Source organism: Pseudomonas sp. 478, from assembly GCF_003254125.1.
In the GTDB taxonomy this organism is placed as follows: domain Bacteria; phylum Pseudomonadota; class Gammaproteobacteria; order Pseudomonadales; family Pseudomonadaceae; genus Aquipseudomonas.
In genome coordinates, this window is the sequence record NZ_QKZG01000009.1 from 215043 (window position 1) to 240833 (window position 25791).

General features: G+C 59.2%; 23 protein-coding genes and 1 pseudogene. 15 read left to right on the forward strand and 9 right to left on the reverse strand.

The window, feature by feature from the left end; all coding sequences use genetic code 11:
* Positions 1-15 precede the first annotated feature (15 nt).
* Positions 16-2049 carry a hypothetical protein gene (locus DFS28_RS20075; protein WP_132834315.1) on the forward strand — a complete coding sequence of 678 codons (2034 nt, stop codon included), beginning with the start codon at positions 16-18 and terminating at the stop codon, positions 2047-2049.
* A gap of 15 nt (positions 2050-2064) precedes the next feature.
* Here the strand turns inward: DFS28_RS20075 and DFS28_RS20080 are convergent, their stop codons facing one another.
* From DFS28_RS20080 to DFS28_RS20090, 3 genes are read right to left on the reverse strand one after another with little or no spacing between them, the layout of a single operon-like run.
* On the reverse strand, positions 2065-2655 hold the full coding sequence (locus tag DFS28_RS20080) for an LON peptidase substrate-binding domain-containing protein (protein ID WP_059402107.1): 591 nt from the start codon (positions 2653-2655) through the stop codon (positions 2065-2067).
* 10 nt (positions 2656-2665) lie between these two features.
* On the reverse strand, positions 2666-3382 hold the full coding sequence (locus tag DFS28_RS20085) for an LrgB family protein (protein ID WP_008152800.1): 717 nt from the start codon (positions 3380-3382) through the stop codon (positions 2666-2668).
* Positions 3379-3741, reverse strand: a complete 363-nt coding sequence (locus tag DFS28_RS20090; RefSeq protein ID WP_008152799.1) for a CidA/LrgA family protein — start codon at positions 3739-3741, stop codon at positions 3379-3381. Before DFS28_RS20090 ends, DFS28_RS20085 begins: the two co-directional genes overlap by 4 nt.
* 195 nt (positions 3742-3936) lie before the next feature.
* Here DFS28_RS20090 and DFS28_RS20095 point away from each other — a divergent pair, with 195 nt between their 5' ends.
* The 3 genes from DFS28_RS20095 (at position 3937) to DFS28_RS20105 (ending at position 6892) form a co-directional block, all read left to right on the forward strand.
* Positions 3937-4392 (forward strand): MaoC family dehydratase, encoded by a 456-nt coding sequence (locus DFS28_RS20095; RefSeq protein WP_008152797.1) that lies wholly within the window; start codon positions 3937-3939, stop codon positions 4390-4392.
* Between the two features lie 112 nt (positions 4393-4504).
* Complete coding sequence (locus DFS28_RS20100) at positions 4505-6223, forward strand: C13 family peptidase (protein ID WP_111451180.1); 1719 nt, start codon at positions 4505-4507, stop codon at positions 6221-6223.
* A 27-nt stretch (positions 6224-6250) separates the two neighbouring features.
* Positions 6251-6892, forward strand: coding sequence for an oxidoreductase (locus tag DFS28_RS20105; RefSeq protein ID WP_111451181.1), 642 nt, complete (start codon positions 6251-6253; stop codon positions 6890-6892).
* Positions 6893-7049: 157 nt separating this feature from the next.
* Here DFS28_RS20105 and DFS28_RS20110 read toward each other — a convergent pair whose 3' ends face one another.
* The 4 genes from DFS28_RS20110 to DFS28_RS20125 all read right to left on the reverse strand — a co-directional run bounded on the left by DFS28_RS20110 (position 7050) and on the right by DFS28_RS20125 (position 11465).
* Entirely contained in the window at positions 7050-7334 is a 285-nt protein-coding gene (locus DFS28_RS20110; RefSeq protein WP_111451182.1) for a YceK/YidQ family lipoprotein, read from the reverse strand.
* A complete protein-coding gene (gene ubiX, locus DFS28_RS20115; RefSeq protein ID WP_111451183.1) occupies positions 7327-7959 on the reverse strand; it encodes a flavin prenyltransferase UbiX in 633 nt (210 codons plus the stop codon). The genes DFS28_RS20110 and ubiX overlap by 8 nt, the downstream gene beginning before the upstream one ends.
* Positions 7956-9305 carry a UDP-N-acetylmuramate:L-alanyl-gamma-D-glutamyl-meso-diaminopimelate ligase gene (gene mpl, locus DFS28_RS20120; RefSeq protein ID WP_074871220.1) on the reverse strand — a complete coding sequence of 450 codons (1350 nt, stop codon included), beginning with the start codon at positions 9303-9305 and terminating at the stop codon, positions 7956-7958. The genes ubiX and mpl overlap by 4 nt, the downstream gene beginning before the upstream one ends.
* A 246-nt stretch (positions 9306-9551) precedes the next feature.
* Entirely contained in the window at positions 9552-11465 is a 1914-nt protein-coding gene (locus tag DFS28_RS20125; RefSeq protein WP_111451184.1) for a sigma-54-dependent Fis family transcriptional regulator, read from the reverse strand.
* Between the two features lie 300 nt (positions 11466-11765).
* Here DFS28_RS20125 and DFS28_RS20130 point away from each other — a divergent pair, with 300 nt between their 5' ends.
* The 11 genes and pseudogenes from DFS28_RS20130 to DFS28_RS20185 all read left to right on the forward strand — a co-directional run bounded on the left by DFS28_RS20130 (position 11766) and on the right by DFS28_RS20185 (position 23106).
* Positions 11766-13286: an aldehyde dehydrogenase family protein gene (locus tag DFS28_RS20130; protein WP_111451185.1), complete on the forward strand. Its 1521-nt coding sequence runs from the start codon at positions 11766-11768 to the stop codon at positions 13284-13286.
* Positions 13287-13553: 267 nt separating this feature from the next.
* Entirely contained in the window at positions 13554-14924 is a 1371-nt protein-coding gene (eat, locus tag DFS28_RS20135) for an ethanolamine permease (protein ID WP_111451186.1), read from the forward strand.
* A gap of 202 nt (positions 14925-15126) precedes the next feature.
* Positions 15127-16521 carry an ethanolamine ammonia-lyase subunit EutB gene (locus DFS28_RS20145; protein WP_111451187.1) on the forward strand — a complete coding sequence of 465 codons (1395 nt, stop codon included), beginning with the start codon at positions 15127-15129 and terminating at the stop codon, positions 16519-16521.
* An 8-nt stretch (positions 16522-16529) separates the two neighbouring features.
* On the forward strand, positions 16530-17354 hold the full coding sequence (eutC, locus tag DFS28_RS20150; RefSeq protein WP_165934009.1) for an ethanolamine ammonia-lyase subunit EutC: 825 nt from the start codon (positions 16530-16532) through the stop codon (positions 17352-17354).
* A gap of 112 nt (positions 17355-17466) precedes the next feature.
* On the forward strand, positions 17467-17928 hold the full coding sequence (locus tag DFS28_RS20155) for an N-acetyltransferase (protein WP_008153569.1): 462 nt from the start codon (positions 17467-17469) through the stop codon (positions 17926-17928).
* A 220-nt stretch (positions 17929-18148) separates the two neighbouring features.
* Complete coding sequence (locus DFS28_RS20160) at positions 18149-18805, forward strand: DedA family protein (protein WP_111451189.1); 657 nt, start codon at positions 18149-18151, stop codon at positions 18803-18805.
* 6 nt (positions 18806-18811) lie between these two features.
* Positions 18812-19624 (forward strand): zinc-dependent peptidase, encoded by an 813-nt coding sequence (locus tag DFS28_RS20165; protein ID WP_111451190.1) that lies wholly within the window; start codon positions 18812-18814, stop codon positions 19622-19624.
* Between the two features lie 273 nt (positions 19625-19897).
* Positions 19898-20425: an inorganic diphosphatase gene (ppa, locus tag DFS28_RS20170; protein WP_008153565.1), complete on the forward strand. Its 528-nt coding sequence runs from the start codon at positions 19898-19900 to the stop codon at positions 20423-20425.
* A 223-nt stretch (positions 20426-20648) separates the two neighbouring features.
* Entirely contained in the window at positions 20649-21401 is a 753-nt protein-coding gene (locus DFS28_RS20175) for a S24 family peptidase (RefSeq protein ID WP_111451191.1), read from the forward strand.
* A 292-nt stretch (positions 21402-21693) separates the two neighbouring features.
* A pseudogene (locus DFS28_RS20180) lies at positions 21694-21957 on the forward strand (restriction endonuclease); the annotation flags it as partial.
* A 63-nt stretch (positions 21958-22020) separates the two neighbouring features.
* The gene (locus DFS28_RS20185) at positions 22021-23106 is read left to right on the forward strand and encodes a macro domain-containing protein (RefSeq protein WP_111451192.1); all 1086 of its coding nucleotides are present in this window, start codon (positions 22021-22023) and stop codon (positions 23104-23106) included.
* Between the two features lie 245 nt (positions 23107-23351).
* Here DFS28_RS20185 and DFS28_RS20190 read toward each other — a convergent pair whose 3' ends face one another.
* Both DFS28_RS20190 and DFS28_RS20195 read right to left on the reverse strand, forming a co-directional pair.
* Positions 23352-24167, reverse strand: coding sequence for a YfaP family protein (locus DFS28_RS20190; RefSeq protein WP_111451193.1), 816 nt, complete (start codon positions 24165-24167; stop codon positions 23352-23354).
* Positions 24168-24170: 3 nt separating this feature from the next.
* Positions 24171-25790 (reverse strand): DUF2300 domain-containing protein, encoded by a 1620-nt coding sequence (locus DFS28_RS20195; RefSeq protein ID WP_111451194.1) that lies wholly within the window; start codon positions 25788-25790, stop codon positions 24171-24173.
* Position 25791: the final 1 nt, after the last annotated feature.

The following is a 25791-nucleotide window of genomic DNA, read 5'->3' on the forward strand; positions in this document are numbered from 1 at the left end:
GGAAAGGATTCCAACATGCCACCAAAACCACCAGTATCTTCAATACCGAAAATAAACATACCTGAACCACCTGCATTGAATCTGCCGCCACTGCAGGGGACAGGGCACGCTGCAATCGTTCACCCAGCAGGCATGTCATCGGACACTATGCCGCCAGCTCCCTTACTACCCATTGCCGGCGCCTCCCTGACTCAACCTTCTCTGCTGCCATTGCCCGCCTTGAATATCCAGGACACCCCCACTGCCGGAGCACCAACCGCCGCTTCCGGCTCCGACCCTCTGCACCTGTTCCGTCTGTCCACATCCTCTTCAAACCTCTTGCCTGCACCCGGCGTTGACGGGGTTAGAGTCCAGGCGCAACGCCGGTACGTCGACATTCAGTCCGGTGGAACGGTACTTGTCGAGTTTGACGCCGCTGTCGGAATGTATCGGGCAAAACGGCGTAACGAACTGACGGCCTCGGGACCTACATTGCGGCTCAATCCCGACAGCAGGACCTGGCGCCTGGCATCGTCGAAGGCTGCTACGGATGCCGAGTCGCTGCCTGGCGAGTCCTCGATGAGCTGGATGGCACCTGACAAGCAGCAGGACGAATTTGCCGAGTTAATGGAGCCACACTCATACGGGCAATTGAAGGCGATGTTCGACACTGTGCAGCTCGACCAGCGTCATTCTCAAGCAACACCTCCCAAGAAGCGGCCACTGATCGACGAGCAACCAGGGCCTTCTAAAAAACGCCCATTGTTCGAGGAGCTATCGAGGCCCGATTTGCCGGCGACACCACTGCGTCTGCCGGATACACAGCCGACCACAGAGACGGGAAACACCCCTGATTACGTCGAGATGGCGCGTATAACCGCAGAAGAAAGAGGCAAGCTTCTTGAACAGCTTCAAGTCCGGATGAACTTGCGCGGCCCGCACAAAACCCTGGATGAGGTGGTGGCGGCGATGAAGCCTTACAACCTGTCGAACCGGCAACTCACACAGATGCTCGCCGAGATGCAAGCCAACGGCACCACCCCGCAGTGGGCCGAGAACCATAAACAAACGTCCATCGATGAGACTAACGTCAACCGGTTCGACGACGCCTACGAGGAGTTGCTGCCTGAAATCTTCAGCCTGCGAAACCGCGGGCGGGGCTTTACGGATTTCAATGCCCATTACACCCGCGCCTATCTCGATGGCTTACTGGCGTACGCCGGGTACAAGCGCAATAAATACAACTGTTTGTACCGTACCGATATACCCGCGATGTTCAGGGGCGATGACCGCACGCCTTTCGAATTTTCCCGGGACGGCCATATGCTCCCGCGCCAGGATCTCGGTGAGGGCTCGACGACACAAAAGGCTGTGAGCGCGACCTTCAGTCTGAACGACGCGAAACAGTACATCCGCCAGTTCGGCAAGCAATCCGGGATAGAAGAACTTCTGTACGACACTCAGTACCACAAGTACCCCGGCGACTTGAGCCGAACCCAGTCGAGCGATACAGAATCCGTTGACAGTGCGGCAGACTCCGACGCCGACAGTGGCTCGGACAGCGAACCGGGACGGATCACGGAAAAGGACTATTACCCGAAAAGACTCAACCAGAACATTGCCTTTTGTTACCTGCTCGACACCCGCAACATCGAGATCGTCCCGGCCCGTGAAAACTATCATTTCAACAGGGATGCGCTCGACGAATCGAAAAGAACCGGCGGTAAAACCTGGTTTCCCGATGATGATCTGGAAGGCCATATCTCAATATCCAGCCGCGGCTTCAGCGCAGACCGGATCTGGCTGGTCAACTCGACCTTTACCCGCGCAGCACGGGTCAGTGACATCTACTTGCAATCCTATGTTCACGCCGACCACTCAACCAGAGGCGAGGCTGACAATATCGAAGAGCGGACATGGGCCGGCGCAAACAACTTGAGTGACTACGACATGTTGATCGATCAGGTGGCGGCGGCAAACAAACCGGTGATTAACTTTCCCGCCGGTAAGGAAGTGTTCTCCAACGACGTGGTCTTCACGCCTGACTTGATAACGCCGACAACCGCCTGATCCTGTCGGCAGGCTCTAGGCGAACAACTCGCCTTGCAGCTCATCCAGCAGCGCCTGAATTGCATCCAGTCGCTGCTGCGGATCATCGAGTTGCAGCAAGTCGATCTTGTCCACTTCGGCAAACGGCAACAGGTACGCCAACTGATTGGCCAACGACTGCTGCCCGGTTGCCTCGGTGCCCATGTTCAACGCTTCGACCATCGGGTGTTCGGCCAAGGCTTTGAGCAGCGCAACCAGGTCGGCGTCCTCGTCTTGCAGCGGCTGCTCAGGTTCGTCCTCCAGCCACTCGACCTCGGCGATAGTCAGCTGATCGCGCTGAATCTCGGTGCGCAACACGTGGAAACGCCGCCCACCCTGCACCCGAATGCCCAGCAAACCATTGTCCTGCTGTTTGAAATCAGTGATCAGCGCCTCGCATCCGACCAGCGCGTAGCCCGCCGGGGCAATGCCGACTTCTTCACCGTCAAGGATGCACACCACGCCAAAGCCGCCGCCCTGCTTCATGCAGCGACTGATCATGTCCAGGTAGCGCGCCTCGAAGATCTGCAAATCGAGGATGCAGCCAGGAAACAACACTGTGTTCAGCGGAAAAAGCGGCAAGCTCATAGACATTTCCTTACACCACCATCGACACCGCCAACGGCAGGAAAACTGCCGTGGCCACGCCCATCAGACTCATCGCCAGCGCCGCGAAGGCGCCGCATTCTTCATTTTCCTGCATCGCCACCGCAGTGCCTACCGCGTGCGCCGTCATGCCCAATGCCATACCGCGCGCCTCAGGGCTGTGCACACCCAGCCTGGTCAAAAGACTCGGCCCGAAGATTGCCCCGATCACCCCGGTAATCAACACGAACACTGCCGCCAGCGCCGCGACGCCGCCGATCTGCTCTGCCACCAGCATGGCAATCGGCGACGTCACCGACTTCGGCGCCATGGTCATCAGGATCATGTGTTCGGCACCAAACGACCAGCCCAGCAATACACCCATGCCGGTGGCGACGACGCCGCCTATCACCAGCGTAGTAAATATCGGCCAGAACAACTGCCGAATGCGTCGCAGATTGAGGTACAGCGGTACAGCCAGCGCCACGGTCGCAGGCCCGAGCAGGATGCTGAGGATCTCGGTGCTCTTGCGGTACTCGGCATAGGTCAGGCCGCAACCCACCAATACACCGATCACCAGCAGCATCGAGACCAGCACCGGTTGCAGAAAGATCCAGCGGGTTTTCTCGAACGCCGCCAGTACCAGCTGATAAGCCCCCAGCGTAATACCGATGCCGAACAACGGATGATGAATCACCGACGCCCAGGCGCCGTGCCAGTCGAAGATCATTGGCCATCCTCACGATGAGCGTGACGCTTGACCATGCGCTGCATCAGCACGCCTGCGAAGGCCATGGACAGCAACAGAGACAACACCAGCGCACCGACGATGGCCCAGAAATCCGCGGCAATGTCTTTAGCGTAAACCATCACACCCACGGCGGGCGGCACCAGCAACAACGGCAGGTAACGCAGCAGACTGCTGGCCGCGAGGTTCAGCGGTTCGCCAACCTGGCCACGGCTGATCAGGAATACCAACAGCAACAGCAGGCCGACAATCGGCCCCGGCAGTATCGGTAAAAACAAGTGGTTGATGGCTGTGCCCAGCAATTGGAACAGCACCAGCCAGGTCAGGCCACGTAACAACATCCGTCATCTCCCGCCAATATCATCCCGCACAAACGGGCCGAGCATTATAAGCACGCCAACGCTATAGACCGGCATTCGCCAAAATCATGGTCAGTTGACCGGAGCCATTTGCCATGTTGATCTAAAGTGGTAATCCGGGAGGTCAAATCCCCCCACCTCAAAACTATAAAACCGATGAACCCAAGGAGAGTCTCAATGCCCTATGTTCCAGTTGCAGAGCTCAAAGATTATGTCGGCAAGGAACTCGGACGTTCCGAATGGCTCACCATCGATCAGGAGCGCATCAACCTGTTCGCCGAGGCCACAGGGGACTATCAGTTCATCCACGTCGACCCGGTCAAAGCCGCGCAAACGCCATTTGGCAGCACCATTGCACACGGTTTCCTGTCGCTGTCGCTGATCCCCAAACTGATGGAAGACATCCTGATCCTCCCTGAAGGGGCGAAGATGGTGGTCAACTACGGTCTGGATACCGTGCGTTTCATCCAGCCAGTGAAGGTCAATTCCAGGGTACGACTCAAGGTCGACATGAACGAAGTCACCGAGAAGAAACCCGGCCAATGGCTGCTCAAGGCCACCGCCACGCTTGAGATCGAAGGCTCGGACAAGCCGGCCTACATCGCCGAGCCACTGTCTCTCTGCTTCGTGTAACCCATCCCGGATGCGAAGCAGCTCATGCTGTTTCGCGCCCTCTCCTGTTTCCTGGCTATATAAGGTCAAACAGCTGCGGCATACTCGGTCGCCTAATTGCCCGGATCCCGCTATGCGCCCACTTGCACTCCTCGCTCTGACCCTATTGCTCACCGCTTGCGGCGACGGCGAATCGCTGTTGCCCCCCGACGCCCGCTTGCCGGACGGTGGACGTTATCGCGGAGAACTGGTCAACGGATTGCTGCAAGGCCAGGGCCGTATCGATTACCCGAACGGCAGCTGGTACGCCGGCGATTTCGACAAGGGCCTATGGCATGGCCAGGGCGAATGGCACGGCAGTAACGGCGAAGTCTATCGCGGGGGATTCAACCTGGGGCTGTTCGACGGCAAGGGCACGCTGACCACCAGCGGCAGCAGCTTCACCGGCAGTTTCAAAGCCGGCCGACGGGACGGCGAAGGCACCCTCAAAGAAAACGGCATGACCTACCGCGGTGAATTCAAGGCCGATCAATATTCAGGGCTCGGTCGTCTCGAACTCGAAGACGGCAGTTCGTATCAGGGCCAGTTCGCCCACGGCAAACCCAACGGCGAAGGCCAACGGAGCGACGCCAGCGGCAATCAGTTCACCGGGCATTTCGTCGACGGTCAGCTCGAAGGCAACGGGACGTTCAACAGCGCCGATGGCGATATCTATGTCGGCAGCTTCAAGAACAACCAACTGCACGGCAAGGGCCGCTACGAGAACGCCGACGGTGATGTCTGGCTCGGTCAATTCAAGGAAGGTTCGCTGAACGGCAAGGGCGAGTTGATCGGTGCCGATGGCAGCCATTACATCGGCCAGTTCAGCGATTGGCGCTTCTCCGGCCAAGGTCGATTGAACCTGCCCGACGGCAGCTTTTACATTGGTCAATTCGACGGTGACAGTTACTCGGGGCACGGCACCCTGGTGCTGACTGACGGCACGGTGCAAAACGGTACGTGGGTCAATGGCCAGCGGGTTCGCGATGCCGATGGCAAGCTGCTGCCCGATAGCCTGGAACTCGGTTTGCTGGCACAGGGCCGTTTGCTCAACGATGCACTGTCCAACGTGCCGGCTTCGACCCCAGCGGTCGAGTTGTACACCTTGACCCTGGGCGGTGACGGCAAGCAAAGCGTGTTCCTGCGCGAATCCGATTACGTCAGCAACATGCTCAGCAGCCGCTTTGGTGCGTTTGGCCAGATCCGCCTGGTGAACCATCGCGACCACCTCGTCGACCGGCCGATGGCCACCCGGGAAAACCTGCGCCGCGCCGCCACCACCCTGGCCGAACGCAGTGGCCCGGAAGACTTGATCTTCATCTACCTGACCAGCCACGGCTCCAGCGAACACGAACTGGTGCTCGACCAGCCGCGCATGGAACTGTCCGATCTGCCGGCCGACGAACTCGCCACGGTGCTCTCTCCGCTGAAAAACCGCGACAAGATCATCGTGATTTCGTCCTGTTACTCGGGCGGCTTCATTCCGGCTCTCAAGGATGAACGCACCCTGATCATGACCGCCTCGCGCGCTGACCGCGTGTCCTTTGGCTGCTCGGAAGAAGCCAACTTCACCTACTTCGGCGACGCGCTGTTCGCCCAGGCACTGAACCAGACCGACGACCTGGAGCAAGCCTTCAAACTGGCCAGGGCCACCGTTGCGGAACGCGAGCTCGCGGACAGCTTCGAAGCCTCTGAACCGCAGATTTGGGCGCCGAAAACCGTCCTCTCTCACTGGCAGCTGTTACGCAAGCAGCAGGCACGAAAAGCGCTTCGAAGTGTCTCCTCCGACAGCAAGGATGCAAAGAGCAACTAAGCTGAAGAGTATCAAGGGGGAAACACTATGTACTTGACGCCTCAACACGTATTGCTTGCCGGAGCTACCGGGTTGACCGGTGAACATTTACTTGATCGCCTGCTCAATGAGCCCACGATCTCACGAGTATTGGCGCCCTCACGCCGGCCATTGGCCGAGCACCCCCACCTGGAAAATCCGGTCGGCGACCCAGCGGAATTTCTGCCGCAATTGAATGGTCGCGTCGACATTGCCTACTGCTGCCTGGGCACCACTATCAAGAAAGCCGGCTCGGAAGAGGCCTTTCGTGCGGTGGACCTGGACATGGTGGTGGCGTTCGCCAAACGTGCACGGGAACTGGGCGCACGGCACCTGATCGTGATCAGTGCCCTGGGCGCCGATCGCAGGTCCCCGATTTTCTACAACCGGGTCAAAGGCGAGATGGAATATGCATTGCGCGCACAGGACTGGCCGCAACTGACCATTTGCCGACCTTCGTTGTTGCTGGGCGAGCGTATGGAACCGCGTATGGCTGAGCAATTCGTCGGGCCCTTGTCCCGTTTGATCCCCGGCAAATACCGCGGCATAGAAGCCTGCCAACTGGCCCGCGCCATGTGGCGACTGGCGCTGGAAGAGCAGGATGGGGTGCGGATTGTGGAGTCGGATGAGTTGCGCAAGTTAGGCAAATAATGCTGCGCCTGAAATGACGCCTTCGCGAGCAAGTCGAATCGTCGCACCGCCGCTCCCACATTTGATCGGCGGTGTTCACATAATTTGTGTCTGCTGAAGATCTAATGTGGGAGCGGGCTTGCTCGCGAAGGGTACACCACCCACTCCGAGCCGAACGCTACAACCCACCCGTCGCCTGAAAACTTACCCCGATCACCGTGAGCACCGACAGCGGCAACAGCAGCGTGTCGAGCAACGCGCTGGCCGGCAGGTCGACGCCAGGGTAGCTCGGGGCTTCGGCGCCGAAGCGGTCCATGGCGCAGCAGCCGCCATTCAAGGCATACAAATCCAGACGCGTTCCCGAATACACCACCGGCGCCCCTGGCTTGGCGGCATCGAGCGTTCGCGCCGTGGCGCAGCCAGCCAATTGCAGCGCCAGCACCATTGCCAGCAGCTTATTCATCGCTGGTCAGATGGTGTTCGCCCCAACGCGGCAGCATGTCCTGGGGAATGTTCAGCAGATTGAGAATTCGCGCCACGACAAAATCGATCAAGTCGTCGATGGTTTGCGGCTGATGATAAAAGCCTGGTGACGCCGGCAAAATCGTCACACCCATGTTCGACAACTTGAGCATGTTCTCCAGATGAATGCTCGAATACGGCGTCTCACGCGGCACCAGAATCAGCTGGCGACGCTCCTTCAAGGTGACGTCGGCAGCACGCTCGATCAGGTTGTTGCAGGCTCCCGTCGCAATAGCCGACAAGGTCCCGGTGGAACACGGCACCACCACCATCGCTGCCGGCGCGCCGGAGCCCGAGGCCACTGGCGACATCCAGTCTTCCTTGCCATACACCCGAATCTGCCCGGCGGCAGCACCGGTGTATTCGGTGAGGAAGGCCTGCATCATCTGGGTTTTCGGCGGCAACGTAACGTCAGTCTCGGTGGCCATCACCAGTTGCGCCGCCTTGGAAATCAGGAAGTGCACCTCGCGGTCTTCACGAATCAGGCAGTCCAGCAGACGCAAACCATACTGGGCACCGGAAGCCCCGGTCATCGCCAGCGTGATGCGTTCCGGGCCGTTGTTCATTGCAGCGCCTCGGCGAGTTTGCCGTGCAGGCCGCCGAAGCCGCCGTTGCTCATGATCACCACGTGAGTGCCGGGCTGGGCCTGGCTCTTCACGCGCTCGATGATGCCTTCCAGCGAATCGCTGACGATCGACGGCACCGTGCACAACGCAGCAGTGGCCCCCAGGTCCCAACCGAGGTTGGCCGGCGCATACCAGATCACCTGATCGGCATCGACCACGCTTTCCGGCAAGCCGTCGCGGTGAGCGCCGAGTTTCATGGAATTGGAGCGCGGCTCGATGATCGCGATCAGCGGTGCATCGCCGATGCGCTTGCGCAGACCGTCGAGGGTCGTCGCAATCGCCGTCGGATGGTGCGCGAAGTCGTCATAGATGGTGATGCCACGTACTTCCGCGACTTTCTCCATCCGGCGCTTGACGCTTTTGAATGCGCTCAGCGCAGCGATGCCCATGGAAGGCACAACACCGACGTGGCGCGCCGCAGCCAATGTGGCCAGGGCGTTGGCGACGTTGTGTTGGCCGGTCATGTCCCACTCGACCACACCTTGGGCGACACCTTCGAACATCACTTCAAATTTCGAACCGTCTTCGCTGAGCAGTTTGACCTGCCACTGACCACCGGCGCCGGTGGTTTGCACCGGGGTCCAGCAGCCCATTTCGATGACGCGCAGCAACGCAGGCTCGGTGGTCGGGTGGATCACCAGGCCTTCGCTCGGGATGGTCCGCACCAAATGGTGGAATTGCCGCTCGATGGCTGGCAGATCGGGGAAGATGTCGGCGTGATCGTATTCGAGGTTGTTCAGGATCGCCGTGCGCGGGCGGTAGTGAACAAACTTGGAGCGCTTGTCGAAGAACGCGCTGTCGTACTCGTCGGCTTCGATCACGAAGAATGGCGTATCACCCAGACGAGCGGACACCGAGAAGTTTTGCGGCACGCCACCGATCAGGAAACCCGGGCTCATGCCCGCGTGTTCCAGTACCCAGGCGAGCATGCTGCTGGTGGTGGTTTTGCCATGGGTACCGGCGACGGCCAGCACCCAGCGACCTTGCAGCACGTGATCCGCCAGCCATTGCGGGCCGGAGACGTACGGCAGGCCTTTGTTCAGCACGTATTCGACAGCCGGGTTGCCGCGGGACATGGCATTACCGATCACCACCAGATCCGGCGCTGGATCAAGCTGCGCCGGGTCATAGCCTTGGGTCAACTCAATGCCCTGAGCCTCAAGCTGAGTGCTCATCGGCGGATAGACGTTGGCATCGGAGCCCGTCACGTGATGGCCCAGCTCTTTGGCCAGAACCGCCATCGAACCCATGAAAGTGCCGCAGATACCAAGAATATGAATGTGCATTAGTCGACCTCGTAAAACATGGCCGCAGGTTAGCTTAGGGTGGGAAAATTCGCACTCTTTAGGTGAAGCCCTCCCGAAACGTCGGACCGCTCCAGAGGGGAGAGGAGGAAAGGGAGCAGATCTATATCGTTTTCAAAACTTAAGTTCGACTCTGAATTTTCAGGTCGCCGTATTCCGACCAGACACCTCGGTCAGCCCCCTCTACCCCTTGGGGAGAGGGTTGGGGTGAGGGGTGGATCTAACTGGCTAACGCTCAATACCGTGCTTACGCAATTTTCTATAGAGGGTATTGCGACTAACGCCAAGTTGTTCAGCCGTGTGAGTCATGTGCCAACGCGTCTGTTCCAGCGCATTCAGCAAGGCCAACCGCTCAGCGTCATCCAGCGGATGCTCCGACGGTTCTTCAACGGCAACAACCGGCACCGGTCGAGCCTGACGAATCATCACCGGCAAATCCTCCAGCCCGATCCGCCCACCGTCGCACAACGCCGCTAACGTGCGCAGCACATTGCGCAACTGCCGCACGTTCCCCGGCCAGGCGAAGGCCAGCAACGCCTGGCGTGCCGGACCGTCGATCAATACGGTTTCCCCGCCCGCCTCTTCGGCCAGCAAAAAGTCGAGCAACTGAGACTTGTCACTGCGATCACGCAGCGCCGGCAGCGCAACTTCCAGCCCGTTGAGCCGGTAATACAAATCCTCGCGGAAGCTGCCGTCCTGCACCCGCTCCAGCAAATTACGGTGAGTGGCGCTGATGATTCGTACGTTGACCGACTCCGGCTCGCCGCCGATCGGCACTACCTGACGATCTTCCAGCACCCTTAATAGCCGGGTCTGCAACGCCAGGGGCATGTCGCCGATTTCATCGAGGAACAGAGTCCCGCCATCGGCCTGTTGCAACTTGCCGCGCATCCCTTCCTTGCGCGCACCGGTAAAGCTGCCGCCGCGATAGCCAAACAGTTCGCTCTCGATCAGGCTTTCGGGGATCGCCGCGCAGTTAAGGGCGACGAAGGCTTTTTCTGCTCGCTGGCTGGCCTGATGGACGGCTTTGGCAAACGCTTCTTTGCCGGATCCGGTTTCGCCGTTGATCAGTAACGGTACGTCCCGCTCGAACACACGCAAGGATTTACGGAAATCCTCCTGCAACCCCGTGTCGCCCAGACAAATGCCCGACAAGCGCGAAGGTTCGGCGATCACCGCACTTTGCACCACCGGCACCGGAATGCTGCGTGGCTGCCCGCGCAACACTGCAAACAGACTCCGCCCGTCCCGGGTACGCAATGGCCAACTGGCGCTGGCGTTGACACTTGCGCGGCCGAGCAAGTCATCCAGCGAACAATCGAAAAACGCCTCCACTGGCTTACCCAGCAACCCACCGCGAATATGCCCCAGCAGGTTCAACGCACTCTGGTTGACCGCACTGATCCGCCCTTCCCCGTCGAACGCCAGCAGCCCTTCGCTGAACAGTCCGACGGATTCGGCCTGAAGATGAAAACGCAGCAGCCATTGATTGTCGAAGTAGCGCAGGAAATAGCAGCTCTCGATCATCTTCGCCGACAGATTGACCAGGGCCATGGTGTGGAACTGACTTTGACGAGAGACCTCATGGCGCGCCGAGGACACGTCGAGCACCGCCAGCAATTCGCCGTGAGGGTCGAACACCGGGCTCGCCGAGCAGGTCAGGCCGGTGTGACGGCCGCGAAAGTGCTCGTCCTGATGGATGGTCAGGGACTGACGCTCCACCAGACAGGTGCCAATACCGTTGGTGCCTTCGCAGGCTTCGCTCCAGTCAGCGCCGAGCCACAGGCCGGCGCGCTCGAAAATCTTCCGTTCGGCAGGCGCGGTGACGCAATTGAGGATCACCCCGCGGGCGTCGGTCAGCAGAACCGCGTGGCCAGCGCCGGAGAGCTGCTGATGAAGGCTGGTCATTTCGCTACCGGCGATGTGCAGCACTTGCTGCAAGCGCTCGCGGCTTTCAAGTACGCGGCCATGTTCCAGCACTGTCGGTGCCATCGTCAGGGCCGGGTCGAGGTGATAGTCCTCAAGACAGCGCAGCCAGGAACGGGCAATCGACGGGTCGCTGCCGGGACCGTGCAGGTGGGATTTTCCCTGAGTGACGGTCAGGACCTGCTGGGCATGGCGACTCAAATGGTTGTCGTGCATTTCTTATTGTTCTCCCCGGGGTTCGGCGACCCGTGCTTGAGGTGACGCCCAGCATCCTCCTGCCATCGGCGCATTGCAATGCTGGCGAGACCGCCCCGTCACACGTTGCGCCAAAACCGGTACAAAGTGTCACAGAGACCGTACCGAAACCGTCACAGACAGAGTCCGCCGGTCCGACAAAAACCGCGTAAAGCCTTGATTTACCTGACCTGCAACGCAGTGGCCCGACCTTTGCTCTACGCTTATAGCAGGCGCACATGCGCTCTCCCTTATAAGCACAAAAGCCAAGGAGAAATCACCATGCGTTACGCTCACCCCGGTACTGAAGGCGCTATCGTTTCGTTCAAGAGCAAATACGGTAACTACATCGGCGGCGAGTTCGTCGCGCCTGTCAAAGGTCAGTACTTCACCAATACCTCGCCAGTGAATGGCCAACCGATTGCCGAATTCCCGCGTTCCACGGCTGAAGACATCGACAAAGCCCTGGACGCTGCCCACGCGGCCGCCGATGCCTGGGGCGCCACGTCCGCCCAGGCTCGCTCGCTGGTGCTGCTGAAAATCGCCGACCGCATCGAACAGAACCTCGAAGTCCTGGCAATCACCGAATCCTGGGACAACGGCAAAGCCGTGCGTGAAACCCTCAACGCCGACATCCCTCTGGCGGCGGACCATTTCCGCTATTTCGCCGGTTGCATCCGCGCCCAGGAAGGCAGCGCTGCCGAAATCGACGGCAACACCGTGGCCTATCACATCCATGAACCGCTGGGCGTGGTCGGGCAGATCATCCCGTGGAACTTCCCGATCCTGATGGCCGCCTGGAAACTCGCCCCGGCCCTGGCCGCCGGTAACTGCGTGGTACTCAAGCCTGCCGAGCAAACGCCGCTGGGCATTACCGTGCTGATGGAGCTGATCGGCGACCTGCTGCCGCCGGGCGTGCTGAACGTGGTGCAAGGCTTCGGTAAAGAAGCCGGCGAAGCACTGGCCACCAGCAAACGCATCGCCAAAATCGCCTTCACCGGCTCGACCCCGGTCGGCTCGCACATCATGAAATGCGCCGCTGAAAACATCATTCCGTCCACCGTGGAGCTGGGTGGCAAGTCGCCGAACATCTTCTTCGAAGACATCATGCAGGCCGAAGAAACCTTCATCGAAAAAGCCGCCGAAGGACTGGTGCTGGCGTTCTTCAACCAGGGCGAAGTCTGCACCTGCCCTTCCCGCGCCTTGGTGCAAGAGTCGATCTACGACGACTTCATGAAAGTCGTGATGAAGAAAGTGTTGTCGATCAAACGTGGCGACCCGCTGGACACCGACACCATGGTCGGCGCCCAGGCGTCCGAGCAGCAATTCGACAAAATCCTTTCGTACCTGGAAATCGCCAAGGGCGAAGGCGCCGAGCTGCTGACCGGCGGCAAGGTGGAAAAACTCGAGGGCAACCTGGCGACCGGGTATTACATCCAGCCGACCCTGCTCAAGGGCACCAACAAAATGCGCGTGTTCCAGGAAGAAATCTTTGGCCCGGTGGTGAGCATCACCACCTTCAAGGACGAAGCCGAAGCCCTGGCCATCGCCAACGACACCGAGTTCGGCCTGGGTGCCGGCCTGTGGACCCGCGACATCAACCGCGCCTATCGCATGGGCCGCGCGATCAAGGCCGGTCGCGTGTGGACCAACTGCTACCACCTGTACCCGGCACATGCTGCGTTCGGTGGTTACAAAAAGTCCGGCGTCGGCCGTGAAACCCACAAAATGATGCTCGACCACTATCAGCAGACCAAAAACCTGCTGGTGAGCTACGACATCAATCCGTTGGGCTTCTTCTAAAAAGCGTGGGCGATGCAGATGTTTCTGCGTCGCCCTTCAGATGGCCATCGCGAGCAGGCTCGCTCCCACATTGGATTTGGATCGATCCCTAAAAGTTGATTCACCACCTAACCCTGTGGGAGCGGGCTTGCTCGCGAAGGCGTCCTTAACGACAACATCAAATCATCGCCCTGCCGCTCTGGCACGGGCTTTGCGTGCCCGCTCTACACGAAAATTTCGTACCTGAAAGTCCAACAAATCAAAAAATAAAAAAGACAGCGAGGACTTATGACTTCTACTACACAGCTCAAACCCACACTCGGCACCCTGCATTTATGGGGAATTGCCGTCGGCCTGGTGATTTCCGGCGAGTACTTCGGCTGGAGTTACGGCTGGGGCACCGCAGGGACCCTGGGTTTCCTCGTCACCGCACTGATGGTGGCGACGATGTACACCTGTTTCATCTTCAGTTTCACCGAATTGACTACCGCGATTCCCCACGCGGGCGGGCCGTTTGCCTACAGCCGACGGGCCTTCGGTGAGAAAGGCGGACTGATCGCCGGCATCGCCACGCTGATCGAATTCGTCTTTGCCCCCCCGGCGATTGCCATGGCCATCGGCGCCTACCTCAATGTGCAATACCCTGAACTTGACCCCAAGATCGCCGCCGTTGGCGCCTATTTCGTGTTCATGGGCTTGAATATCCTCGGCGTCAGCATCGCCGCGACGTTTGAACTGGTCGTCACCGTGCTGGCGGTCGCCGAATTGCTGGTGTTCATGGGCGTCGTTGCGCCGGGCTTCAGTTTCAGTAATTTCGCGCTTAACGGCTGGTCGGGCGCCAACGAGTTCACCATGGGCTCGATTCCCGGCATCTTTGCGGCGATCCCCTTCGCGATCTGGTTTTTCCTTGCGATTGAAGGCGCGGCGATGGCGGCCGAAGAAGCCAAGGACCCGAAACGCACAATTCCCAGGGCTTATGTCAGTGGCATTCTGACCCTGGTGTTCCTGGCCATCGGCGTGATGGTGATGGCGGGCGGCGTTGGCGACTGGCGTCAACTGGCGAACATCAACGATCCGTTGCCTCAGGCAATGAAAGCCGTGGTCGGCAACAATTCGAGCTGGATGCACATGCTGGTGTGGATCGGCCTGTTCGGTCTGGTGGCGAGTTTCCACGGGATCATTCTTGGCTACTCGCGGCAGTTCTTTGCGCTGGCCCGGGCCGGTTACCTGCCTCGCAGCCTGGCCAAGCTCTCGCGCTTCCAGACTCCGCACCGGGCGATCCTGGCCGGCGGCGTGATCGGCATCGCGGCGATCTACAGCGACGGCCTGGTCAATCTGCAAGGCATGACCCTGACGGCAGCAATGATCACCATGTCGGTATTCGGTGCCATCGTGATGTACATCATCAGTATGCTGAGCCTGTTCAAACTGCGTAAAACCGAGCCAAACCTTGAACGCACCTTCCGTGCGCCGGGCTATCCGATCGTGCCGGGGATTGCGCTGTTCCTGGCGGTGGTGTGCCTGGTGGCGATGGCCTGGTTCAACACACTGATCGGGTGTGTGTTCCTCGGGTTTATGGCTGCCGGTTACCTGTATTTCCAATTGACCGCCAAGCAGCGCTTCGATGCGCCGGCGGACGCGATGCTCGAAGGCGTCTGAGTTGCACCGGCGCCGGGCTGATTCCCGGCGCCTGCCCTATTGAAGTGCACGCAGTTTCCATGTGGGAGCGGGCTTGCTCGCGAAGGCGGAGTGTCATTCACCACACATGTTGAATGTCAGACTGCCTTCGCGAGCAAGCCCGCTCCTACAGGGGTTCGGCGGTGTATTTGAGTTGTTTATAGAATCAGGAGGACCCCGTCCCATGGCCGCATTTTCCCATTCCGTCGGCGCCCAGACCTATCGCTTCGACAGCCTCAAGGACGTCATGGCCAAGGCCAGTCCGGCGCGTTCCGGGGACTTTCTGGCCGGCGTCGCCGCCCTCAACGATGGCGAGCGGGTGGCCGCGCAAATGGCCCTCGCCAACATCCCGCTCAGCCACTTCCTGCAAGAAGTACTCATTCCGTACGAGGCCGATGAAGTCACCCGACTGATCATCGACACTCACGACAAACAAGCCTTCGCCGCCGTCAGCCACCTCACCGTCGGCGGCTTTCGCGACTGGCTGCTCAGCGATGCCGCCGACGAACAGAGCCTGCGCGCCCTCGCGCCAGGCCTGACTCCGGAAATGGCTGCCGCTGTGTCGAAGATCATGCGCGTGCAGGATCTGGTGCTGGTCGCGCAGAAAATCCGCGTGGTCACCCGGTTCCGCGGCACGATGGGCCTGCGCGGTCGGCTATCCACTCGCCTGCAACCCAACCACCCCACCGACGAACCCGCCGGTATCGCCGCGAGCATTCTCGACGGCCTGCTGTACGGTAACGGGGACGCGATGATCGGCATCAACCCGGCCACCGATAGCATCGCCTCCATCTGCGCCATGCTGGAAATGCTCGACGCGATCATCCAGCGCTACGAAATTCCTACACAAGCCTGCGTGCTGACCCACGTCACCACGTCCATTGAGGCCATAAATCGCGGCGTTCCGCTGGACCTGGTGTTCCAGTCGATCGCCGGCACCGAAGCGGCGAACGCCAGTTTCGGGATCAACCTGAATGTGCTGCAGGAAGGTTACGACGCCGGTTTGAGCCTGAATCGCGGCACGTTGGGGCAGAACCTGATGTATTTCGAGACCGGCCAAGGCAGCGCCCTGTCAGCCAACGCTCACCACGGCATCGATCAACAGACCTGCGAAACCCGCGCCTACGCCGTTGCGCGACATTTCAAACCGTTCCTGGTGAACACCGTCGTAGGATTCATCGGCCCCGAATACCTCTACAACGGTAAACAGATCATCCGCGCCGGTCTCGAAGACCACTTCTGCGGCAAGCTCCTGGGCGTGCCCATGGGCTGCGACATCTGTTACACCAACCACGCCGAAGCCGACCAGGACGACATGGACACCCTGCTGACTCTGTTGGGCGTGGCCGGGATCAACTTCATCATGGGCATTCCCGGCTCCGACGACATCATGCTCAACTACCAGACCACGTCGTTCCACGACGCGCTTTACGCCCGCCAGACGCTGGGCCTGAAACCTGCGCCGGAATTCGAACAATGGCTGGCGAGAATGGGCATTTTCACCCAGGCAGACGGCAAGATTCACTTCGGCGACAGCCTGCCGCCGGCCTTCCGCCAAGCAATGGGGCAACTGGGATGAGTGTTGAAATGGACAAACCACCTGCCGATCCAGAGAACCCGTTACTGGAACTGCGCCGCCTGACACCGGCACGGATTGCCCTTGGTCGTACGGGCACCAGCATGCCGACCAGTGCGCAGCTGGATTTCCAGTACGCCCACGCTCAGGCACGGGATGCGGTGCACTTGCCGTTCGATTCTGCGGGGCTCAGCTCACAACTGGCTGAACGCGGGCGTGCCAGTTTGCGGCTACACAGCGCCGCTACCGACCGGAACAGTTATTTACAACGCCCCGATCTGGGGCGAAAGCTCAGTGATGAGGCGGCTCAGACACTGCGCGATTACGCATTGGCCAATCCCGGCGATGTCGATCTGGCCATTGTCGTTGCCGATGGGTTGTCGGCGCTGGCCGTTCATCGCCACACCCTGCCGTTTCTGGCGCGGATGGAAGATCAGATTGTGAATGACGGCTGGTCCGTCTCACCGGTCATTCTGGTGGAACAGGGCCGAGTCGCCGTAGCCGACGAGATCGGCGAACTGCTGGGTGCGAAAATGGTGGTCATCCTGATCGGCGAACGCCCTGGCCTGAGTTCCCCGGACAGCCTGGGGCTGTATTTCACCTACAATCCAAAGGTCGGGCTGACGGATGCCTATCGCAACTGCATCTCCAACGTCCGACTCGAAGGCCTGAGTTACGGCATGGCGGCACACCGTTTGCTGTATTTGATGCGCGAGGCCTGTCGGCGGCAGTTGTCAGGGGTCAATCTGAAGGACGAAGCCCAGGTTCTGACACTGGAGTCGGACGCCGGAGCGGACAAGAAAGGTAATTTCCTACTGAGCCCGTCGGATGCCTGAACCGTTTCCGCATTGCGTTTCTGATTCAGTTTCAGGCAGGATCGATGCACGGCCGCCAGGGTTTCCCGTCGCCGTCACCACGTAAGACAGCCACTTGAAGACGAGACCTACCATGCGGATTATTCAAGCGACCCTCGAACACCTGGACCTGTTGACGCCGTTATTCGTCAAATATCGCGAGTTTTATGGCTCCCTGGCTTATCCGGACTCGTCCCGGGCGTTCCTTGAAAAGCGCCTGCGTCGCAAGGAGTCGGTGATCTACCTGGCCCTGGCCGATGACGACAGCAACAAACTGATGGGTTTCTGTCAGTTGTATCCGAGCTTTTCGTCCCTTTCGCTGAAGCGCGTGTGGATCCTCAACGACATCTACGTCGCCGAAGAGGCTCGCCGCCAGTTGGTGGCCGACAACCTCATCCGCACCGCGAAAAAAATGGCCAAGGAAACCAACGCTGTACGCATGCGCGTTTCCACCAGCAGCAATAACGAAGTCGCGCGCAAAACCTACGAATCCATCGGATTCAAGGAAGACACTGAGTTCAAGAACTACGTGTTGCCGATCAGCGACGAGCTGTAAGCCGAAAAGATCGCAGCCCTTATGGGTAAGGCCCTGTGGCTGCGATCGTCTTCTCACTGCGATCCGAAATTCCCCGCTACAAACTCAACGCGCTTTTCACTTCTCAAATCGTATAATGCCGACCTTTCCGGCTCGTAAGAAAAACTACACCCGTCTGTAGGCTTTCGCGAAGTCATCCGCACAGGCCTGCCGAGTCGGGCCGTCACCACAGGTGCTCTCCATGGATTTCAACCCGCTCGACATTATCCTGCATCTCGATGTGTACCTCGATTTGCTGGTAAACAACTACGGGGCATGGATTTACGCCATTTTATTCCTGGTGATCTTCTGCGAAACCGGCCTGGTGGTGATGCCGTTCCTGCCGGGCGATTCCCTGCTGTTCATCGCTGGCGCAGTAGCCGCCGGCGGCGGCATGGACCCGGTGCTGCTGGGTGGCCTGCTGATGCTGGCGGCAATCCTTGGCGACAGCACCAACTACCTGATCGGACGAACGGCCGGCGAGCGTTTGTTCAGGAACCCGAACTCGAAAATCTTCCGCCGCGACTACCTGCAACAAACCCACGACTTCTACGACAAGCACGGCGGTAAAACGGTGACGTTGGCGCGCTTCATGCCGATCATTCGCACCTTTGCACCGTTTGTCGCCGGCGTGGGCAAAATGCCTTACCCGCGTTTCTTCGCTTTCAGTGTTTTGGGCACGATCCTCTGGGTGGGCGGTCTGGTGACCCTCGGTTACTTCTTCGGCAACGTACCGTTCATCAAAAAGAACCTGTCGCTGCTGGTCGTGGGCATCATCCTGCTGTCGCTGCTACCGATGATCATCGGCATGATCCGCAGTCGCCTTGCTAACGCCGCATCCAAAACTCAATCGCACTGATTCACCATGTGGTCCCTTAGCGCCTGGCGTCGCCGGCGCATCCTGGCCAAGCATCCGGTTGCCGACGACATGTGGCAGCGGGTGCGCCATCACCTGAGTTTTCTCGATGGCATCAGCGTCGCCGAAGACCAGTGGCTGCGCGAAGCCAGCGTGCTGTTCCTCCAGGACAAACACCTGACCACCCTGCCCGGCGTCGAGCTCCACCAGGAGCAACGCCTGCTACTCGCCGCTCAGGCGCAACTGCCACTGCTACACCTGGGCGATCTGAACTGGTATCAGGGCTTCCATGAAATCGTCCTCTATCCTGACGACTTCCTCAGCCCCCAGCGCCATCGCGATGCCAGCGGCGTCGAACACGAATGGGACGGCGAACACAGCGGTGAAGCCTGGCAGCAAGGCCCAATCATCCTCGCCTGGCCCGGCGTGATGGCCAGTGGTGGCTGGGAAGGCTACAACCTGGTGATCCACGAACTCGCGCATAAACTCGACATGCTCAACGGCGCCGCCAACGGCCTGCCGCCGCTGCACACCGACATGCGGGTCAGCGATTGGGCCAAGGTCATGCAAGAGGCCTACGACGATCTAGATCGGCAACTGGAGCGCAATCCCGACGCTGACACCACTATCGACCCGTACGCGGCGGAAAACCCCGCCGAGTTCTTCGCGGTCACCAGCGAATACTTCTTCAGTGCCCCGGATTTGCTGCACGAGGCGTATCCTCAGGTATATAAGCAGCTGAAGCTGTTTTATCGTCAGGACCCTCTGGCCCGGCTGCGGCAACTTCTGGCCGAAGACCCGGTCTATCAGGCACGCGACTAGTGTCCTGTCTCACCGATACGTTGCTCTTTTGACGAGTGGCCGTTGTGACCAGGCAAGGCGCCGCGACGAGTCATAGCTGGCTATGGCGAGGAGCGGCAACGCAGCATGACCACAACGGACGCCGTCAAAAAGCGACAGTATCGGTGAGACAGGACACCCGGGTCTCTACGACCTCTGGTACATAGCATCGGCGGCGGAATATGCCTATAATCGCCGCCACTTTTTGGTCAATCCGGCCAAGTGTTTTTGGTCAACTAACGGGGGCACCGCCCAATGAGCTACAGCAAGATTCCGGCTGGCAAAGACCTGCCGAACGACATCTACGTCGCGATCGAGATTCCGGCCAACCACGCGCCGATCAAATACGAAATCGACAAAGACAGCGATTGCCTGTTCGTTGACCGTTTCATGGCCACCCCGATGTTCTACCCGGCCAACTACGGCTTCATCCCGAACACCCTGGCTGACGACGGTGACCCCCTCGACGTGCTGGTCGTGACCCCTTACCCGGTTGCTCCAGGTTCGGTTATCCGCGCTCGCCCAATCGGCATCCTGCACATGACCGACGATGGCGGCGGCGATGCCAAAGTCATCGCAGTCCCACACGACAAGCTGTCCCAGCTGTACGTCGACGTGAAAGAATGCAGCGACCTGCCACCGCTGCTGATTCAGCAGATCGAACACTTCTTCGCGAACTACAAAGACCTCGAAAAAGGCAAATGGGTGAAGATCGAAGGTTGGGGCGACTCAGAAGCCGCTCGCACCGAGATCATGAAGTCGGTTGCTGCCTATAAAGGCTGATAGCCGTCTCTCACGAACGGCTATAACGAAGAACCCCGGTTGATCCGGGGTTTTTTGTGGGCGTTTGAAAATCATGTTCAACAGCACATTTAACGGGCGGGCAAACCGGTTTTTTCTTGTTTAATTTTTACAAAAGACGTCTTACATCAGGACTTAAATTTCACGCCATATTTGAACGTTTTGTTGAATCAAAGCCTTATGCCGCACGGCTAGACTCGTGTTTATGAAAAAGAACAAAACCTGCGGCCCACGATTCAGAATGCTCCTGAGAGAGCTACAAATCACGACAACGAGATTTGCCGAATTCCTGGGTATTCCCGACCCTCAAACTGTCCATAACTGGTATACCCGCGGCGTTCCCGACTACCGCATGGAAGATGTCGCCAGAAGACTGTCCGTGAACACTGAATGGCTGAAAACCGGCGAAGGACCGCAAGACGCCAGGGCATTGCACCTGATCGACGCATCAGGCAATACCTTCGACGCACAGTCAATCCGGGGCACCTATCGGGTCATCGACCCAGTCGACATCGAACTACCCTTTTACAAAGAAGCGGCCACCACCCCCGGCTCCGACAAAACCCATGTCATCAAAGACCCCAGCGAATCGATCCGCTTCCCGCGCAGCGATCTCGATTCCCTGGAAATCAACCACGCCGATGCCATCTGCGCCCGCATGGTGGGCAACAGCATGGCCGAAAGAATTGAAGATGGCTCCATCGTCGCCATCGACCGCGGGCTCACGCAAATTGTCGACGGAGAGATTTACGCAATCGAGCACGACGGCATGCTGCGCATCAAATACCTGAGCCGGGTACCAGGCAACGCGATACGCATGCGCAGCCACAACAGCTCCGATTACCCGGATGAAGTCTTCAGACCTCCGCAAATCGAAGAACAACAAATAAGGGTGCTGGGATGGGTGTTCTGGTGGTCGACCCTGAACAAACGCAGGCCACCCATACCCTTTCTGTAAACACATCACTGTGTAGCAGCTGGCGAAGCTGCTACCAGTCACGGAATAGCTCTAGGTCGCACACCACGCTGGGAATTCCCATCAAAAATCAGTATGCTGCGCCCCACATTTGCGCATCGACCCACCCCATGGCGTCAGATCGCACCGACAAGGCAGATGACTTTCTCGCCAAGTCCCACAGCCGGACGCAAGATCCGGGTGTACGTTTTGAAGGCTGGCGCGGTTTACCAAAAATGAACCAAGCCAGTCCCCGAGAAGCCGGCCACAAGCCGGCTTTTTAATGCCTGCGAAAAGCCCCAACCGCTTCGAAGTGATCGTACTGGATGTGCTTCATCGCCTGGGATACGGTGCTAGCCGCAATGACCTGCAGCGTGTCGGTGGGTCTGGGGATGCCGGTATTGATGGAATCATTTCACTCGATAAGCTGGGGCTCGAGAAGGTTTATGTCCAAGCCAAGCGTTGGCAGAACACAGTGGGGCGTCCTGAGCTGCAGGCATTCTACGGGGCACTCGCCGGGCAAAAGGCTAAGCGCGGGGTGTTCATCACAACCTCTGGTTCAAGACGTCGCCGCTAGAGGCCTGACATTGTCCGTTCATGCGCGTCCGGGATGGTATTTCCAATGATCAGATTTACCCAAGGCAACCTTCTGGAAGCCAAAACCGAAGCCCTCGTCAATACGGTGAACACCGTGGGCGTGATGGGCAAAGGTATCGCGCTGATGTTCAAAGAACGCTTCGCGGAGAATTACCGTCTGTATTCGGCGGCCTGCAAGGCTAATGAGGTTGTGACAGGCAAGGTTCATGTAACGGCAGTCAACGAGCTCGACGGTCCTCGCTGGATCGTAAACTTCCCTACCAAACGTCACTGGCGATCGCCGTCGCAGATGGCATGGATAACCGAAGGCTTGCACGACCTGCGTCGCTTCCTGATTGAAAACGACGTGAAGTCCGTGGCAGTTCCACCGCTAGGTGCAGGCAACGGTGGTTTGAAATGGCCAGAAGTTCGCGAACAGATTGTTGATGTCCTGAGTGATCTGGATGTCGATGTGTTGGTATTCGAACCTTCCAACCAGTATCTGAATGTCGCCAAGCGTAGCGGCGTGGAAAAGCTCACGCCTGCTCGCGCACTCATTGCCGAACTGGTTCGACGATATTGGGTCTTGGGTATGGAATGCAGCCTGCTTGAGATTCAGAAACTGGCCTGGTTCCTGGAGCGTGCCATTGAGAAGCTACCAGACACTGAAAACCCACTGAATCTTAAGTTTGTTGCTCATAAATATGGGCCATATGCCAATCGGCTGGAGCATCTGCTCAATAACCTGGATGGCAGCTATTTGCATTGTGACAAGCGCATCAGTGATGCGGGTATCAGCGATGTGATCTGGTTTGACCAAGAGCGCAAAGCCTTTTTGCAAACCTATCTAAAAACAGAGGCCAAGGAGTATTCCGAAGCCTTGGAGCGCACTGCTGAGTTAATCGACGGCTTTGAGTCGCCCTTCGGCATGGAATTGCTGGCGACGGTCGATTGGCTACTGAGTCAGGAGGGGGTATCTCCGACCGTTCCTGCTGTGCGTGAAGCGTTGAAGCATTGGGATGGCGGAGCTGGTGCTGCCGCTCGCAAGAGCAGACTGTTCGAAGATTCGGCGCTTGATATCGCTCTCAAACGCCTGACATCCAGTAGTTTTAGGCCTGAAATGGCTGCCTGATAACCTCACTACCGTCGATGATTGTCCAACAACCGTTGGACAGTTAGGGAACGGCTTGTAGCACCTCAGCGAGCAAAGGTCTGTCTGGATCATCTCGACTGTTCAGCTGCCAAATTAGACGACGCCTGAACACTCCGAAATTGGTCAGCAGCCTGCTGACTAATTCTGTCTGATCGCTTTCAAGCAATTGGGCTGCAAGCTGCTGCCCAATTCAATTGTGCAAGAGCTACTTGCACAATCACCCCTCACGGATAACTAAACCCCTTAACCAACGTCAACTCCCCCACCGCCCGCATCGGCACCAGGAACATCTCCATCTTCTCGCTCGGCGTCCCCTCCTCCGTAATCACCGTCACCTGCGCCGTCGTCAGCGGCTGAACCGCCTCCTCTTGCCCCTCATCATCACTGCGATACCCGCCCCCGAAGTAGTTCACATAGACGAGGTATTGGCCTTTGATCGGTGCCGGCATAGCAAAGATTTCCGGGCCGTAACCCGTCGTCACGTCAACATCCAGCGCCGCGCCATTGGGCGCAACTCGATCGCCGTACCAGATATGCGCCCCATCCGGCGTAATCAAATGCAGGTCGAGGTCCGTACCGTCACTGTCCCAAGCCAGTAGCACCCGCAACTTCGCCGGAGTGGCCCCGCCGCTGGCGTTGAGGAATTGCGTGCGATGCCGTTGCTGGCCATCAGGGCTGCGGACTTCGACGCTATTGCTGCCATTGGGGAATGAGAACGGGCGATCAAAGCGTCCGGCAGGATCGATCTTCAGCGGCATGCTGACGCCGTTGACGATCAACCGGCCTGGCTCATCGGACTTGGGCGTCGCGTTGATTTGCCCGGTAATGCGTGCAGTGTTGGCCTGCCCCACCGGGGTGTTCACCGAGGAGGCCGGGTAGTTGACGATCTGGCGAAAGTTTTCGCCTTCGCCTTCAGGCGCACCGGTGCGCCAGCCGCCAACGGGGGTGTCGAGTTTGGCGGTGCTTTCGATGGCGAATGCCGTCGGCCATACGCAAAAGGAGCAGAGGAACAGGAGGACCTGTGGATAACGGAGTTTCATGGCCTATTCCAGCAAGAGGTGGCGGGCGAGCCCTTCGATGTAGGTTTCATCCTGGCCGTTGGGGTGTGCTTCGAAGGCCAGGTGCAGGTATTCATGGGTCAGGTCGAGGCGGTCTTGCAGCGACAACACGCCGCGCACGTAGATGCGCTGGCGTTCGCGGTCGACATAGGGGCGGCCGAAGGCCAGGCGGCAGACGGCGAAGGTGCTGACTTCGTTGTAGCCAACCTCGTTTTCCAATCGCGGACGCCAGCCGCGGCGTTGGCTCTGCAGCCAGTCTTGCGCGCTGGGGAGCGCTTCGCAGGAAGCGACTGGATTGTCCCAGCGGCTGAGGCTGGCGCGGGGGTAGGCGTGGAGCAGGATGGCGTCGTAGCGTTGGCCGGCGTTGGCTTGTTCGACGGCTTGCTGCCAGGAGAGTTTGTCCGGGCCGGGCTGGTCGGAGTGGTAGGTGACGGTGCTGCCGGCGAGGACCAGGTCGCTGGTCCAGGCGGCGATATTGCGTGACTCGGCGGTGGCTGGACGTGGGGCGACGCGTTGTCGGCTGCTGCTGTCGTCGATGCTCAGGCAGTCGCCGTGGCGGGTGGCGTTTTGCAGCAGGTACGTGCGGATGGCGATGGCCAAAGCTTTGGCGGCTTCGGCGGGTTCGGGTCTGGCTTCGCGCTGGAGGACGCGGGCGACGTATTCTTCGCGGTCCAGACGGGCGATCAGTTGGTCTTTCAGCAAAAACAGTTCGCCGTCGCTGTGGATATCGAGTTGGTTGCCGTTGGTGAATTCGACGCGGTAATCGCCCAGCAAGGGACCGGACGCAACCACACGATCCCCCGTCAGAACGCGCCCGATGGGATAGCGTGAAAACAGCCCCACCTCGACACACCGTCCCGCATCCGAAGGCCAATCCACCGGCAACACCGAAGCCAACGCCCCACCGTAGTGACGCAAGACCATTTGACTGGTCCCACGCCCACCCGCCCACACCGGCGTGCCATCCACTGTCCACCCGGCGAAACCGCCCTGACGCGACGAAGGGTCCTGATCCCCCAGCCAGCTCCAGGTTTTCACCCGCAGCCGGCCACCGAGTTCGCCCACGACATTGCCGCCAGCCGCATTCAACACCACATCCAGCAACACCCGCCGCGCTTGATCCTGCGCGGGCATCCCGGCCAGCACCTTAAGCAATTCAGCCACCGATACTCGCGTAGCAGGCTGCAACGAAGGCAAGTTCAGCAACCACTCCGGCGCCTTACGTGCCTGCCAATACTCCCGCCAACCAGCATCAGAAATACCCAACCGCGCAGGCTCAAAATACAAACCGCACGACTTCACCAAGGCCTGATCGCGCTCAATCTTGCCGCCCGCCGTGCAGCAGTAAACTTCCTCTTTCGCCTGACCGCGACATTCGTAAGCCGGCTCATGGGCATTGGTATCCACCAGCCAGCCGTACACAAACAACTTCCACACACTGCCCAGCGGCGTCTGCAGATCAGCAGGCAACGGCTCGCGCGCGATCACCTGCGTCTGGCTCAACGACAGCAACTCACCCTTAAAGGCCAGCCGCAGCGGCGGCTCCTGCGCGGTAGCCAGCGCAGGGATCAAGCACAGCAGCCACCAGACCAGAGGTCGGGTCATG